At 66.6% G+C, this 14472-nt stretch carries 13 protein-coding genes; 2 read left to right on the forward strand and 11 right to left on the reverse strand.

The features are described from left to right. Nucleotides 1-40 precede the first annotated feature (40 nt). The 7 genes from RIdsm_RS16170 to RIdsm_RS16200 form a co-directional block, all read right to left on the reverse strand. Nucleotides 41-286 carry a DUF2484 family protein gene (locus RIdsm_RS16170; RefSeq protein ID WP_057818613.1) on the reverse strand — a complete coding sequence of 82 codons (246 nt, stop codon included), beginning with the start codon at nucleotides 284-286 and terminating at the stop codon, nucleotides 41-43. Then, nucleotides 283-540, reverse strand: coding sequence for a DUF2484 family protein (locus RIdsm_RS16175; protein ID WP_057818615.1), 258 nt, complete (start codon nucleotides 538-540; stop codon nucleotides 283-285). The genes RIdsm_RS16170 and RIdsm_RS16175 overlap by 4 nt, the downstream gene beginning before the upstream one ends. Further along, nucleotides 537-1724 carry an APC family permease gene (locus RIdsm_RS16180; RefSeq protein ID WP_057818617.1) on the reverse strand — a complete coding sequence of 396 codons (1188 nt, stop codon included), beginning with the start codon at nucleotides 1722-1724 and terminating at the stop codon, nucleotides 537-539. Before RIdsm_RS16180 ends, RIdsm_RS16175 begins: the two co-directional genes overlap by 4 nt. Before the next feature lie 147 nt (nucleotides 1725-1871). After that, the gene (gene murC, locus RIdsm_RS16185) at nucleotides 1872-3278 is read right to left on the reverse strand and encodes a UDP-N-acetylmuramate--L-alanine ligase (protein WP_057818620.1); all 1407 of its coding nucleotides are present in this window, start codon (nucleotides 3276-3278) and stop codon (nucleotides 1872-1874) included. Then, a complete protein-coding gene (locus tag RIdsm_RS16190) occupies nucleotides 3275-4327 on the reverse strand; it encodes a UDP-N-acetylglucosamine--N-acetylmuramyl-(pentapeptide) pyrophosphoryl-undecaprenol N-acetylglucosamine transferase (RefSeq protein ID WP_057818622.1) in 1053 nt (350 codons plus the stop codon). Before RIdsm_RS16190 ends, murC begins: the two co-directional genes overlap by 4 nt. A 111-nt stretch (nucleotides 4328-4438) precedes the next feature. Beyond that, complete coding sequence (gene ftsW / locus RIdsm_RS16195) at nucleotides 4439-5605, reverse strand: putative lipid II flippase FtsW (RefSeq protein ID WP_057818624.1); 1167 nt, start codon at nucleotides 5603-5605, stop codon at nucleotides 4439-4441. A gap of 110 nt (nucleotides 5606-5715) precedes the next feature. Beyond that, on the reverse strand, nucleotides 5716-6660 hold the full coding sequence (locus RIdsm_RS16200; RefSeq protein WP_064259960.1) for a phytanoyl-CoA dioxygenase family protein: 945 nt from the start codon (nucleotides 6658-6660) through the stop codon (nucleotides 5716-5718). Between the two features lie 167 nt (nucleotides 6661-6827). On the opposite strand from RIdsm_RS16200, the gene RIdsm_RS16205 reads away from it, so the two are divergent. After that, nucleotides 6828-8009, forward strand: a complete 1182-nt coding sequence (locus RIdsm_RS16205) for a BaiN/RdsA family NAD(P)/FAD-dependent oxidoreductase (protein WP_057818626.1) — start codon at nucleotides 6828-6830, stop codon at nucleotides 8007-8009. A gap of 87 nt (nucleotides 8010-8096) precedes the next feature. Continuing rightward, nucleotides 8097-8687: a PRC-barrel domain-containing protein gene (locus tag RIdsm_RS30860; RefSeq protein WP_338049621.1), complete on the forward strand. Its 591-nt coding sequence runs from the start codon at nucleotides 8097-8099 to the stop codon at nucleotides 8685-8687. Nucleotides 8688-8888: 201 nt separating this feature from the next. On the opposite strand, the gene murD is transcribed toward RIdsm_RS30860, so the two are convergent. From murD to RIdsm_RS16230, 4 genes are all read right to left on the reverse strand, one after another. Continuing rightward, nucleotides 8889-10298, reverse strand: coding sequence for a UDP-N-acetylmuramoyl-L-alanine--D-glutamate ligase (murD, locus tag RIdsm_RS16215; protein WP_057818627.1), 1410 nt, complete (start codon nucleotides 10296-10298; stop codon nucleotides 8889-8891). 149 nt (nucleotides 10299-10447) lie between these two features. Further along, the gene (gene mraY / locus RIdsm_RS16220; protein WP_057818629.1) at nucleotides 10448-11530 is read right to left on the reverse strand and encodes a phospho-N-acetylmuramoyl-pentapeptide-transferase; all 1083 of its coding nucleotides are present in this window, start codon (nucleotides 11528-11530) and stop codon (nucleotides 10448-10450) included. Then, nucleotides 11531-12973 (reverse strand): UDP-N-acetylmuramoyl-tripeptide--D-alanyl-D-alanine ligase, encoded by a 1443-nt coding sequence (locus RIdsm_RS16225; RefSeq protein ID WP_057818631.1) that lies wholly within the window; start codon nucleotides 12971-12973, stop codon nucleotides 11531-11533. Next, the gene (locus tag RIdsm_RS16230) at nucleotides 12970-14451 is read right to left on the reverse strand and encodes a UDP-N-acetylmuramoyl-L-alanyl-D-glutamate--2,6-diaminopimelate ligase (RefSeq protein ID WP_057818635.1); all 1482 of its coding nucleotides are present in this window, start codon (nucleotides 14449-14451) and stop codon (nucleotides 12970-12972) included. Before RIdsm_RS16230 ends, RIdsm_RS16225 begins: the two co-directional genes overlap by 4 nt. Nucleotides 14452-14472: the final 21 nt, after the last annotated feature.

A 14472-nucleotide genomic window follows, 5' to 3' on the forward strand; every position in this document is an offset into this window, starting at 1 on the left:
GCACCATACGCGCCCGCCCGTCCACGTGGCAAGCGCCGGGTCACCGCACCAGCCCCCGCAGCCAGCGGCCCAGGTAGATCACCGGCCAGCGCAAGATGCTCATCCCCGCCACCAGCACCGCAAGCCCCCACCATGGCCCGTTCTGATAGGTCACGTAGCCCAGGATCGGGATGCCCGCCGCGATCAGCAGGTAGGCCCGCCGCCAGTGGTTGTCGTCGCTCGGCATCATCGCAAGCACGTTGGCCACGATAGCCCAGCAACAGGCCAGGATGATCGAGAGGTTCATTCCGGCGTCTCCCTGCCCCGGCTCGTCGCCCGCTTCAGGTAATACTGCAACGGCCGCCGGAACATCGACAGAACCGCCAGCAACGCCACCGCCGCGGCCAGCCAGCCATATTCGACCCCCAGCCGCCAGATCAGCACCGGCGCCCCCAGCAACAGAACGAGGCCCGGCGCGAACTGCCAGCGCATCGGCAGCATCGCCACCAGCGCGGCCGCGATCACCCATAGACAGGCCAGTACGAATGTCAGTGTCGTCATGTTCCCACTCCGAAGGTTACGGCCAGCGCGGCCAGCGACGCCACCAGCCCGAAGGCCGGCACCACCACCGGCACCCGGAACGGCGCCTCGGGGCTGCGCCGCTTCATGGCAATCAGCGCCGCGTTGACCAATACGAACACCCCCAGCAGAATGGCCGACGTGACCTCGGCCAGGTCGGACACCGGCAGCAGCAATGCACCGGGAATGACCAGCGCCCCCACCAGCAACGTCGCCAGAACCGGCGTGCCGAAGCGCGGATGCGCATGGTGAAAGACCGACAGAACCGCCGTCCGCTTGCCGAGACCGAACAAGACCCGGCTCGCCATCACGATCTGCGCCAGCACCCCGTTCAGCGCCGCCACCACCGCGATCAGCGAAAGGAAGGCCGCATCGCCTCCGCGCGCCGCCTGCCAGACCAGTGCCAGCGGCTGTTCGCTCTCGCCCAGCCGTTCCAGCGGCACCGATCGCACGGCGGCGAACGACACCAGTGCATAAAGCAGGCTGGTGATGAGCAAGGACAGCAGGATCGCCCGTGGCAGCACTTGCTCGGGCCGGGCGACCTCCTCGGCCATGTTGACGATATCCTCGAAGCCGATGAAGGCAAAGAAGGCCAGCACCGCGCCCGCCGTGACGCCCGACCAGACGATCTCGGGCGGCATGCTGAAATCGGCAACCGGCGCCGCCGTCGCCCCGGCAAAGATCACCAACCCCAGCCCCGCAACCTCGACCACCGTGAAGAGCGCGGCCAGCGCCAGGCTTTCCAGCACCCCCACGATCGCCACCGCCACAAGGAACAGGCCGAGGCCAGCGACGGTCCAGTCGAACGGCAGGTCGGTCACGGCCGTCAGGTACCCGGCCCCGCCCCGCAAGACAGCGGCCGCCGACACCGCGCCAGCCGCCACGATCCCGAGGCCCACGACAGCGCCCAACCAACGCACGCCCAGCCCCTTGGCGACGTAGATCGCCTCGCCCGCCGCTTCCGGCAGACGGGTCGAGAACTCGGCATAAGACAACGCCGTCGGCGCCGCGATCAAGCCGGCGATGACAAAGGATAGCGGCGCCCAAAGCCCGGCCTCGGCCGCAACGGCACCCACCAGAACGTAGATCCCCGCGCCCACCATGACGCCCACGCCATAGGCAGTGAGAAGGCCAAGCCCGATCCGCCGTTTCAGCTCATCGACCATCCGCGCCCCTGCGTCGGTCTCGTTTTCTTCGAAGAAAACGATCCGGAAGTTTCCAAAATTCCGTCTCTCGCCGCCGGTGCGGGGCGCACCGGAAAACCCCCGTTTTCCGGATCGGAATTTTCCAAAATTCCGATGCCGCCCCGTCCATCAGCCCGCTTTCCGCTGCAGCCGCCCCGGCAGGTTGTTGGCCCAGCCGCTGATCGTCCCGGCGCCCAGGCAGACCACCATGTCTCCCGGCCCCGCCTGCTCGCGCACCAGACGTTCCAGGTCGTCCTCGTCGCGGATCGCCCGCGCATGCCGGTGGCCGTGCCGGATCAGCCCGGCCACCAGATCGTCTCGGCTCGCCCCCGGGATCGGGTCTTCGCCCGCGGCATAGACATCGGCAATCGCCACCACGTCGGCATCGTTGAAACAGGCGCAGAAATCATCGAACAGGCTCGACAGCCGCGAGTACCTGTGCGGCTGGTGCACCGCGATCACGCGGCCCGAACAGGCCTGCCGCGCGGCCTTCAGCACGGCGGCAATCTCGACCGGGTGATGGCCGTAATCATCGATGATGGCCACGCCGTCCACCTCACCCACCCGCGTGAACCGCCGGTTCACCCCGCCGAAATTCGCCAACGCCTCGCGGATCTCGCTCCGCTTCATGCCCAGGTGCCGCGCCACGGCCACCGCCGACAGCGCGTTCGACACGTTGTGATCGCCCGGCATCGGCAGGGTGCAGCCCTCGATCATCTCGCCCTCGGCCTGCAACGCGATATCAAAATGCGCCACGCCCGCCTCGTAGGACAGGTTCACCGCCCGCACATCGGCCTGCGCATTGAACCCGAAGGTCAGAACCCGGCGGTCGGTGATCCGGCCCACCAGCGCCTGCACCTCCGGATGATCGGTGCAGCACACCGCCAGCCCGTAGAAGGGAATATTGCTGACGAAATCGTAGAAGCCCTGACGCAGCGTGTCGAAATCGCCCCAGTGATCCATGTGCTCGGGGTCGATATTGGTGACGATGGCAATCGTCGCGGGCAGCCGGTTGAAGGTGCCGTCGCTCTCGTCAGCCTCGACCACCATCCACTCGCCCTCGCCCACCCGGGCGTTGCTGCCATAGGCATGGATGATCCCGCCATTGATCACCGTCGGGTCGAAATTCCCGTGATCCAGCAGCGCGGCGACCATCGTCGTGGTCGTCGTCTTGCCATGGGTGCCCCCCACCGCCACGTTCGACTTCAGCCGCATCAGCTCGGCCAGCATCTCGGCCCGGCGCACCACCGGCAATCCGCGCAGCCGCGCTTCCATCAGTTCCGGGTTATCCGGCTTGATCGCCGAGGAAATCACAACCACCTCGGCATCCTCGAGGTTCTCGGCCCTCTGCCCCTCGAACACCATCGCGCCCAGCTCCACCAGCCGCTCGGTGATCTTCGAGCTCTTCAGGTCCGACCCCTGCACCACGTAACCGTGGTTCAGAAGCACCTCGGCGATGCCCGACATCCCGATGCCGCCGATACCCACGAAATGGATGGGCCCGACATCTCCGGGAAGCTTGGTGGCTGCATTCATGTCTTTTGTCCTTTCTCGGCCAGCGCCACGACCATGTCGGCCAGCTCTTCCGGCGCGTCCGGCTTGCCCACGCTCAGCGCGGCGTTTGCCATGAGCAGGGCGCCCTGCGGGTTCGTGAGGATGCTCTCTACCTGCTCGGCCAGCACCTCGACACCCAGTTTCGATTCCGGGATCACCACCGCCGCCCCGGCCTCCGACAGCCCCTTGGCATTGGCGCTCTGGTGATCTCCGGCGGCATAGGGATACGGGATCAGGATCGACGGCCGCCCGACGATGCTGATATCGGCCACCGAAGAGGCCCCGGCGCGGCTGATCACCAGCTGCGCCTCGCTCATCCGGCGCGGCACGTCGCGGAAGAACGGCTCGACATCCGCATCGATGCCGTTCTCGGCATAGAAGGCCGCCACCCGCTCGCCATCCTCCTCGCGCGCCTGGTGGCTTACGCGGATATTGCGCAAAAGCTCCATCGGCAGGCTGGCAATCGCCGGCGGCACCACGTCCGACAGCGCCCTTGCGCCCTGGCTGCCGCCGATGACCAGCACCGACATCGGGTAATCCCCCGGCGGAATATACCCCGCCCCTTCCCGCTCAAGCACGGCCGCGCGCACCGGGTTGCCCACATGCACGCCCTCGACCCCCTCGGGAAGCTCGGTCGGCCACGTGCCACAGGCCACCGCATCGACCTTCTTCGAAAAGATCCGGTTCACCCGGCCCAGCACGCCGTTCTGCTCATGGATCATCCGCGGCAGCCGCAGCACCCAGGCCGCCGACAGGGCGGGAATGGTCGGATAGCCGCCGAACCCCACCACAATATCAGGCTTGTCGCGCATCATCCGCAGGCTCGCGCCGATGACGCCACCCAGCACGTGGAACGGCACCAGCAGCTTGTTGAGGATACCACCCCGCGCAAAGGTCGAACTGGCGACCTGCTCGATCTCGGTCGAATGCGGAAATCCGCCGACGTAACGCGCGCCGCGCGCATCGGTCGACAGCTTCACCCGCCAGCCCCGCCGCAGCATCACCTCTGCCAGGGCCTGGGCGGGGAACATGTGGCCGCCAGTGCCGCCTGCCGCGATAACCAGTAAAGGCTTGCGTTCACTCACTGCCAGATACCTTTCTTCGTTGGGGCACCTGCTTGTCGCACGTTTCCGCCCGGCTTTCTACCGTCCGCGGCCCCGCAGGATATCGCGGATCTCGCCCTGCGGCCGGCTCCGGGTGAAGGCAAACAGCATCCCCACCGCGATCCCGCCGGCAATCAGCGACGACCCGCCGTAGCTGACGAAGGGCAGCGTCATGCCCTTCGCCGGCAGAAGCCGCACCGCCACGCCGATATTGATCATCGCCTGCACGCCGAAGATCGCCACCAGCCCGGTGCCCGCCAGCCGGATGAACGGGTCGCGTTCCCGCATCAGCCGCGACAGCGACCGCAAGACGATGAGCGTGTAAAGCGCGATGATGCAGAGAACAAGGATCAGCCCGTATTCCTCCGCGGCAACCGCGATGATGAAGTCGGTATGCGCGTCCGGCAGGCTCCATTTCACCTCGCCCTCGCCCACGCCCACGCCAAAGAACCCGCCCTCGCGGATGGCGTTGGTGGCAAAACCAAGCTGGGTGTTGGGGTCCACGTCAGGGCTCAGGAACCCGTCGATCCGCCGGGCGAAGTGCTCGGAATTGGAATAGGCAAAGCTGCCCACCGCCACGACACAGACCGCCATGCCGACAAGCAGCACGATCGGCGCACCGGCCACGAAATACATCACGCCCCAGCCGAACAGCACCAGGCAGGCCTGCCCGAAATCGGGCTGCATGGCCAGGAACGCCACGATCACCAGCGCCAGCAGGAAAGACCAGCTCTTACCCGGCGGTCCGTTGATCTCCTGGCTCGCCGCCATCAGCCACGCGGCCACGACCACGAAACCGGGCTTGAGGAATTCCGAGGGCTGAAGGCTGCCGAAGCCAAGGCTGTACCAGCGCACGGCGCCCTTGCCGAAATCGGTCCCGAACACCGGCAGCATCACCAGCGCCGCAAAAGCCCCGAGAAAGCCGATCACCGCCAGCCGCCTGACAAGCTGAGGGCTCATCATCGACGTCAGGAACATCGCCATGAGCGCGAGGAATCCGTAGACCGCCTGGCGCTCGACATAATGAAAGGGTTGAAAACCGTTCTTCTCGGCCAGCGGCGGCGACGCCGCAAGCCCAAGAAGGATACCGATGCCAAACAGGATAAGGATGCACGACATCGACCATTTGTCGATCGTCCGCCACCACCTGGGGAGAACCGGGTCACCATCCCGCGCCGGGACGGCCCCATAGACCATTTCCGTCATGACACTGCCGCTCTGCCTTTAACCGGCCCCTCTTTCGACGGGGGCTCTCGGGGCAGTCTAGCAGCAGATCGCCCCGGTGGGAAGCTTTCTGAACCCCACCGGGTCGTGCTTTACGCGGTCAGCCGGCCCTTGACCGGTGCAATCGCCTCCGGCACCTCGCGATTGGCAAGGAAATCCGGCCGCGACGACGGCGCCGCAAAGGGCTCGGTCAGCGCGTTCGACATGGCGTTGTAGACAAAGAACGCGTTGGCGCGCGGATCGGGCGAGATGTTCCCGTTCGAGCCATGCAACGTGTTGCACTCGAAAAAGATCACCGTACCGGTCGCACCCTGCGCACAGTCGATGCCGCCGGCCTGACGGGCCAGCCGTTCGATCGTGGTCGGCTGCGGCACACCCACCTTCTGCTCCTTGAGCGAGGTTTCGTGGTTGTCCTCCGGCGTCTCTCCGGCACAGCTGATGAACACGCCTTGCGAGCCCGGCACCAGCAGAAGCGGCCCGTTATGCGGCCCGTTCGGCGTCAGCAGAACCGAGGCCGACACCGCCCGCATCCGGGGCATCCCGTCTTCGGCGTGCCAGGTCTCGAAATCCGAGTGCCAGTAGAACTCCTTGCCGGCAAAGCCCGGCTTGTAGTTCAGGCGCGACTGGTGAAGGTAGACCTGATCGTTCAGAAGGAACTCGGCCACTCCAGCCATGCGCGTGTCACAGGCCAGTCGGCGGAATACCTTGGAATGACGATCGAGACGGAAGACCGTGCGTACCGCGTCGCTGTCGGGCTCGCGGATCAGGTCGGCATCGGGGATCCCCGCACCACCGTCACGCAGCTCGTCCGCCACTTCGGTCAGCATCTTCAGCTCGTCCTCGTCAAACATGTCGCGGCGCACGAGATAACCCTTCTCGTCATAGTGCTCCGCCTCCGCCTTGCTGATCGGCGCGCCCTCGGACCATTCCGACCACAGAACCGGGTCCTTGCGCGGCATCAGCCGCTCCTGGCCGGCAACTCGTGTCGGATACTCGTCCTGAGCAGTCATCGCGTCGGGTCGTGTCTGGATATTCATCTGACTCCTCCAGTTAATTCGCAGTTGTCTTGAGTTTGCCAGAGAGGAACGGAACGCGGCGCTCAGAGTTCCAACCGATTCACGCATGACGCGACGGAAGTCAGTGTACGATATCAGACACTTATCAAGGACTTGACGGGAACGCACCGCTCGGGCACGTCACGGAAATGGATGTCAACACCTTGATCCTCGGCGCCGGCGCAGCCGGCATGATGTGCGCGGCCCATGCGGGCCCCGGCACCCTGCTGATCGACCACGCCAAGGCCCCCGGCGAGAAGATCCGCATCTCCGGCGGCGGTCGCTGCAATTTCACCAACCTCCACGCCGGCCCCGATAATTTCCTGTCCGGCAACCCGCATTTCTGCAAATCCGCCCTCAAGCGCTACACCCAGTGGGACTTCATCGATCTCGTCGCCCGCCACGGCATAACCTGGCATGAAAAGACCCTGGGCCAGCTCTTCTGCGACGGCAAATCCCCCCAGATCATCGCCATGCTCCGCGACGAGCTGGCGGCGGCCGGCGCCGATCTCTGGCTTCAGACCTCCGTCGCCGGCGTCTCCCATGACGGCGACCGCTTTCGCATCGCCCTCGACCGCGAGGGCCAGCGCATCTCCGTGCGTGCCCGCAACCTCGTGCTCGCCACCGGCGGCAAGTCCATCCCGGCCATGGGCGCCACCGGTCTCGCCTACGACATCGCCCGCCAGTTCGGCCACGCCATCACCGACACCCGCCCGGCCCTCGTCCCCCTCACCTTCTCCGACCAGCGCTTCGCGCCGCTCTCCGGCACGTCGGCGCCCGGCCGCGCCACCTGCAACGGCACTGCCTTCGACGAGGCCATCCTCTTCACCCATCGCGGCCTCTCCGGCCCGGCCATCCTGCAAATCTCCTCCTACTGGCACGAAGGGGACGAGATCATCCTCGACCTCGACCCCGCCGGCACCCTCTTCGACACCCTCCGCGATCAGCGCCAGCGCGAGGGCCGCCGCAACCTCACCACCGAGTTGGCCCGCCACCTCCCCGCCCGGCTGGTCGACCACCTCGCCCCCGAGCTTGGCCTGACCGGCAACCTCGCCGACCAGTCCGACGCCCGCCTCTCCGAAATCACCGACACCCTGCGCAACTGGCACCTCAAGCCCACCGGCTCCGAAGGCTACCGCACCGCCGAAGTCACCCTCGGCGGCGTCGACACCGCGGGCCTCTCCTCCAAGACCATGATGTCGGCCCACACCCCCGGCCTCTACATCATCGGCGAGGCGGTCGACGTCACCGGCTGGCTCGGCGGCTACAACTTCCAATGGGCCTGGTCGTCCGGCTGGGCAGCGGGCCAGGCCATCCGCGCCCGCACCTGACCGGAAAAAAATTTCCCTGACCGGAAAGGAACACACATTCCTGCACTTCGTTGAATCTCCAGCAGAAAGCAAAGAAGGAGACTCATCATGAACCGCCTGACGACATCCACGCTCGCGCTGATCGTTGCCGCGTCGACCGCCGTTGCCGACAACCACGGCGACGAGGAAATGACCCAATCCGGCGCAAGCGATAGCGGCCAGACGGAACAGGACGCCGGGATGAGCGGCGACACCGATATGTCCGAGGACATGTCGAACGCAGAAGACGACGGCGAGATGCAAACCGAAGCCAGCATGACCGAGGGCACCAAGAGCGCCGACATGAACGGCATGCAGGGCAAACTGATCCGCACGCGCGACATCACCGGCGGCAACATCTACACCGTCAACGAAGCCAATGACGAAGGCTGGAACCCGACCACCGTGCATAACGAAGTCGGCTCCGAGTGGAACACCATCGGCGAAATCGAAGACGTCGTGCTGTCGCAAGACGGCCAGGTCACCGGCATCGTGGCCGAGGTCGGCGGCTTCCTCGACATCGCCGACAAGCACGTGCTGATCTCGATCGACGACCTGAACCTCGTCGCGGTCGACGACGCCACCTACGGCTACGTCACGCGCCAGAACGAGGAAGACCTCGAAGAGCTGGAAAGCGTCGACGAAGGCTTCTGGAATTGATTCAGCGCGCATAGCGCCTGATCAGGCCGCCGCCCCCCGGGGCGGCGGTTTTTCTTTGCCCGCCCCCACCAAGGCGCAACACGCCCCTCGAAGACTGGCCCCCTCCCGTTTCTTATTGGCCCAAATATCCCCGCCGGAGGCATCCGACAGTGCCGCCAGGCCCCACGTCGGGAAAGCACGCGGGCCAACCGGGCATCCGACCTAAAGGCCCGCCTGAAGCCGCGCCTGCACCTCGGCGATGAAGTCCTCGCCGCGTTTCTCGAAATTGTCGTACTGGTCGAAACTCGCCGCCGCCGGCGCGAGCAGCACCGTATCGCCCGGCTGCGCCTCGTCCATCGCCTGCGCCACCGCCGCCGCCATCGTGGTGCAGACCTCGGCGCCCACACCCTCGAGCTGCATGGCGAATTCCGCCGCCTCCCGCCCGATGACATAGGCCTTCACCACGTTCGCAAGCCCCGGCTTCAGCCCGCCAACGCCGCCTTCCTTCTCCAGCCCCCCACAGATCCAGCGGATGCTCGAAAACGCCTCCAGCGCCTTCAGCGCCGAGTCGACATTCGTCGCCTTGCTGTCATTGACGAAGGTCACGCCATTCTTCTCGGCAATCACCTGGCTGCGATGCGGCAGGCCCTCGAAACTGTGGAACCCCTGCTCGATGACCCTGGGCGACAGCCCCAGCGCCCGGCACGCCGCATAGGCCGCACAGGCGTTCTGGTGATTGTGCCGCCCCGGCAGGCCCTTCACGGGGCGCAGATCGATCGACCCGGTCTGCTTCCCCTTCCGGTACTCGCTCAGATAGCCTTTCTTGGCAAACACCGACCATCCCGGCCCCGAAAGCTTGCCCTCCACCGACACCCGGATCACCCGCGCATCGTCCGGCCCTTCCGAGAGTTGCCCGGCCAGGAATAGCCCCTCCGGCTCATCCACGCCGATCACCGCCCGATCCGGCCCACCCTCGGCAAACAGCCGGCGCTTGGCCGCGAAATACCCGCCCAGCCCCCCGTGCCGGTCAAGGTGATCCGGCGACAGGTTGGAAAACACCGCCACATCCGGCGTCAGCGCGCGCGCCAGCTCCGTCTGGTAGGAACTCAGCTCCAGCACCACGACCCCGCCATCATCCGGCGGGTCGATATCCAGCACCCCGCGCCCGATATTCCCGGCCAGTTGCGACGTCTTGCCCGCATGCTCCAGCACATGATGGATAAGGGCCGACGTGGTTGACTTACCGTTGCTCCCCGTCACCGCGATCACCTTGGGCGGGTCGTCGAACTCGGCCCACTTCTCGGTGCCGAGCGACAGGAAAAAAAGCCCGATATCGTTGTCCACCGGCACCCCGGCCCTGAGCGCGTTGGCCACGACCTTGTTCGGGGCGGGGTAGAGATGCGGAATCCCTGGCGACACGATCAGCCGCGCAATCGCATCGAACGCCCCCTCCCGCAACAGGTCGCCCACGTCGAACCCTTCGGTCTCGGCCATCTCCCTTGCAGCCGGGTTGTCGTCCCAGCAGACCGGATGCGCCCCGCCTGCCCGCAGCGCCCTTGCCGCCGACAGTCCCGAGCGCCCCAACCCGAGGATCCCGACACGCGCATTCTCGAAACCGGTCACAGGAATCATATCGCCTCACCTGCCACGCGGGCCCGAACCCGCCGGCCATCCGTAGGGTGGGTACAAACCCACCTCTCACCCATCGGGCCATTCCACGCCCGCTCGTTTCCCGTAGGGTGGGTGCCAACCCACCATGCCGCATGGCCTGCCGCCATGCCTCACCGCACCTTCAGCGTCGCCAGCCCGATCATCGCCAGGATAAGCGCGATGATCCAGAACCGGATCACGATGGTCGGCTCGGCCCAGCCCTTCTTCTCGTAATGGTGGTGGATCGGCGCCATCAGGAACACCCGCTTGCCGGTGCGCTTGAAATAGATCACCTGGATGATCACAGACAGCGCCTCGACCACGAAAAGCCCCCCGACGATGCCCAGCACGATCTCGTGCTTGGTCACCACCGCGATGGCCCCCAGCGCGCCGCCCAAAGCCAGCGACCCGGTATCGCCCATGAACACCGCCGCCGGCGGCGCATTGTACCACAGGAACCCCAGCCCCCCGCCGACAAGCCCTGCCACGAAAACGAGGATCTCGCCCGACCCGGGCACGTAGTGCACCTCGAGATATTCCGTGAAATCGACCCGGCCCACGGCATAGGCGATAATCCCCAGCGCGCCCGCCGCAATCATCACCGGCATGATCGCAAGGCCATCCAGCCCGTCCGTCAGGTTCACGGCATTGGCCGCGCCCACCACCACGAACATCGCGAAGGGAATGAAGAACACGCCCATATTCACCAGCAGGTCCTTGAAAAACGGCAGGGCCAGTTGATACTGCAACTCCGCCGGATGGTTCAGCGTGGCCCAGTAGGCCGCGATCCCGGCGATGGCAAAACCCAGCAAAAGCCGAACCTTGCCGGGCACGCCCTTGGTGTTCTGCTTCGACACTTTCGAATAATCGTCCCAGAACCCGATCAGCCCGAAGGCCAGCGTCACGAACAGCACCATCCACACATAGGCATTGTCGAGCCTTGCCCACAGAAGCGAGGACGTCATCAACGCCCCCACGATCAGCAGGCCGCCCATCGTCGGCGTGCCCGATTTCGTGATATGCCCCTCCGGCCCGTCCGTCCGGATCGGCTGGCCCTTGCCCTGCCGCTTGCGCAGCACCAGGATCAGCGGCCGCCCGAACAGGAACCCGAAGACAAGCGCGGTCATGAACGCCCCGCCTGCCCGGAAGGTGATATAGCGGAACAGGTTGAAGAAATCGCCGCCATCCGAAAACAGGGTCAACCAGTAGAGCATTCAGTCGTCCTCTTCTTCGCGCCGAAGCGCCCGGCCCGCCTTGCGCAGCGCGTCGACCACAAGGCTCACGCGGCTGCCCTTCGAGCCCTTGACCAGCACCACGTCACCCGCATCGACCAGCCGGTGCGCCCGCTCGGCCAGTTTCTCGGCACTCTTCACGTGATGGCCGCGCTGGTCTTCGGGCAGAGCCTCCCAAAGCGCCTTCATACGCGGGCCCACGCAATGCACCTCGTCTATATCGCGCATCTGCGGCAACTCCGCCAGCGCGGCGTGCAGCGCGATCTCACCCTCGCCCAGCTCCAGCATGTCGCCCAGGATGGCGATCCGCCGGCCCTTGGCGATGCGGCCGATATCATCCCGCGGCTGTGCGGCGACCAGCATGTCGAGCGAGGCCGCCATCGACGCGGGGTTGGCGTTGAAGGCATCGTCGATCAGGTCGATCGTCCACGTCTCGTCGCCACTGTCGAGCTGCAGCACGTCCCGCGTGCCGCGCCCCGACGGCGGATGCCAGCGTGCCAGATCGGTGATCGCCACGCCGCGGTCGGCGCCCACCTGCCAGACAGCGGCCAGCACGGCAAGGGCGTTCTCGGCAAAATGCCGCCCCGCCACGCCCACCTTGAAAACGACCGGCGTCCGCCAGATCCGTGCATGGCCCACGGTCACCCGCTCATGCACTTCGGTCTTCAGCAGGCGGTGATGGTTCCCCGGCGCCGTGCCGAACGTCACGATCTTCGCCGCATGACGCTCCGCCGCCTCGATCAGGATCGGCGTCGTCGCCAGGTCGCCCTTCAGCACGGCCACCCCGCCCGGCTCCAGCCCCTCGAAGATCGTGGCCTTTTCCCGTGCGATCCCCTCGATCGACTCGAACGCCTCCAGGTGCGCCGGCGCCACCGTGGTGATCACCGCCACATGCGGCCGCGCCATCTTCGTCAGCGGCGCGATCTCGCCGGGGTGGTTCATGCCGATCTCGATCACGGCGTATTTCGCATCCACCGGCAGCCGCGCCAGCGTCAGCGGCACGCCCCAGTGGTTGTTATAGCTCGCCTCGGCCGCATGGGTCTTGCCCTGCGACCCCAGCACATGCCGCAGCATCTCCTTGGTCGAGGTCTTGCCGACCGACCCGGTCACCGCCACGACCCGTGCCTTGGCCCTTTCCCGGCCCGCGCGCCCCAACGCCTCGAGCCCGGCCTGCACATCCTCCACGATCAGAAGCGGCGCATCCTCGGCCACGCCGTCCGGCACATGGGTGACCATCGCCGCCCCGGCACCGCCTTCCAGCGCCGCCTGCACGAAATCATGCCCGTCCCGCGCCGCCTTCAGCGCCACAAACATGTCCCCCGGCATCAACGTCCGCGTATCGATCGAAACGCCCGTCGCCCGCCAGTCCCCGATCGCCTGCCCGCCAGTGGCCTCGGCTGCCTCTGCCGCCGTCCACAGCGTCATGCCAGCCCGCCGTCAAGCGCCGCCACGGCAACGCTGGCCTGCTCGCTGTCATCGAAGGGAAAGATGTTGTCGCCCACGATCTGGCCCGTCTCATGCCCCTTGCCGGTGATCAAGAGCGCATCCCCCGGCCCCAGCGCATCGACCCCGCGCAAAATCGCCTCGGCCCGGTCGCCCACTTCCAGCGCCTCGGGGCAGCCCAGCATCACCGCCGAGCGGATCGACGCCGGGTCCTCGCTGCGCGGGTTGTCGTCGGTCACGATCACCAGGTCGGCATGTTCCGCCGCCGCCTGCCCCATCAGCGGGCGCTTGGTGCGATCCCGGTCGCCCCCCGCGCCCACGATCACCAAAAGCCGGCCCATCACATGCGGCCTGAGCGCCTTGATCGCCGTCTCCACGGCGCCCGGCGTATGGGCATAGTCCACGAAAACCGACGCGCCGTTCACCCGCCGCGCGGCCAGCTGCATCCGCCCCCGCACGGTCTGCATCCGCGGCAACGTGTCGAACACCTGGTCCGGGTCGGCCCCCGCGCCAATCGCCAGTCCCGCGGCCAGAAGCACGTTCTCCGACTGGAACCCGCCGATCAGGCCCAGCTCCGCCTGCCCCACGCGGCCATGCCACTGGAACCGCAGCACCTGCCCCGTCGGCGCGAAACTCCGCGCGATGATATGCAGATCGGCCCCGTCGCGTCGCCCGACGCTCAGCACTTCCTGCCCGCGCGAGCGCGCGATCGCCGCCATGTCCCGGCCCCGCTCGTCATCGACATTGATGACAGCCACGCCATCCTCAGACAAAACCCGCGTGAACAGCCCCGCCTTGGCCGAGAAATATTCGTCAAGATCAGCGTGATAGTCGAGGTGATCCTGCGTCAGGTTGGTAAACCCCGCCGCCGCGATCCTGACCCCGTCCAGCCGCCTCTGCGCCAGCCCGTGGCTCGACGCCTCCATCGCCGCATGGGTCACCCCCGCAGCCTCGCTCTCGGCCAGAACCCGGTGCAGGGTAATGGGCTCGGGCGTCGTATGCTTCAGCGGCACCTCATAGGCGCCCTCGACCCCGGTGGTACCGATGCTCACCGCCTCGAACCCCAGCGCCGTCCAGATCTGCCGCGTAAAGCTCGCCACGGAGGTCTTGCCGTTCGTTCCCGTGACGGCCACCACCGTCTCCGGCTGCGCCCCGAACCACAGCGCCGCGCAATAGGACAGCGCCTGCCGCGGGTCTTCCGTCACGATCAGCGCGGCCTCGCTCTCGGCCAGTTCGGCCTCGGCGATCCGCGCGCCGTCGGCATCCGTCAGGATCGCCCCGGCGCCCATCCGCAGCGCGTACTGGATGAACTCGCCCCCATGCACCCGCGTGCCCGGCAGCGCGGCGAAGAGGAACCCCTCCCTCACCTCGCGACTGTCCACCGCAAGCCCGGTGATCTCGGCTTTCCTGCCGCCTTGCGCGGTCAGGCCAAGCTCTGCCAATGATTTCCGTCGACCCACCGCATTCGCCTCGTGATATCG

The organism is Roseovarius indicus (assembly GCF_008728195.1).
Classification (GTDB): Bacteria; Pseudomonadota; Alphaproteobacteria; order Rhodobacterales; family Rhodobacteraceae; genus Roseovarius; species Roseovarius indicus.

Bases quoted from the DNA above. Each gene is read 5' to 3' on its own strand.
- RIdsm_RS16170 (WP_057818613.1), bottom strand. From the start codon at position 286: ATGAACCTCTCGATCATCCTGGCCTGTTGCTGGGCTATCGTGGCCAAC.
- RIdsm_RS16175 (WP_057818615.1), bottom strand. From the start codon at position 540: ATGACGACACTGACATTCGTACTGGCCTGTCTATGGGTGATCGCGGCC.
- RIdsm_RS16180 (WP_057818617.1), bottom strand. From the start codon at position 1,724: ATGGTCGATGAGCTGAAACGGCGGATCGGGCTTGGCCTTCTCACTGCC.
- murC (WP_057818620.1), bottom strand. From the start codon at position 3,278: ATGAATGCAGCCACCAAGCTTCCCGGAGATGTCGGGCCCATCCATTTC.
- RIdsm_RS16190 (WP_057818622.1), bottom strand. From the start codon at position 4,327: ATGTTCCCCGCCCAGGCCCTGGCAGAGGTGATGCTGCGGCGGGGCTGG.
- ftsW (WP_057818624.1), bottom strand. From the start codon at position 5,605: ATGACGGAAATGGTCTATGGGGCCGTCCCGGCGCGGGATGGTGACCCG.
- RIdsm_RS16200 (WP_064259960.1), bottom strand. From the start codon at position 6,660: ATGAATATCCAGACACGACCCGACGCGATGACTGCTCAGGACGAGTAT.
- RIdsm_RS16205 (WP_057818626.1), top strand. From the start codon at position 6,828: ATGGATGTCAACACCTTGATCCTCGGCGCCGGCGCAGCCGGCATGATG.
- RIdsm_RS30860 (WP_338049621.1), top strand. From the start codon at position 8,097: ATGAACCGCCTGACGACATCCACGCTCGCGCTGATCGTTGCCGCGTCG.
- murD (WP_057818627.1), bottom strand. From the start codon at position 10,298: ATGATTCCTGTGACCGGTTTCGAGAATGCGCGTGTCGGGATCCTCGGG.
- mraY (WP_057818629.1), bottom strand. From the start codon at position 11,530: ATGCTCTACTGGTTGACCCTGTTTTCGGATGGCGGCGATTTCTTCAAC.
- RIdsm_RS16225 (WP_057818631.1), bottom strand. From the start codon at position 12,973: ATGACGCTGTGGACGGCGGCAGAGGCAGCCGAGGCCACTGGCGGGCAG.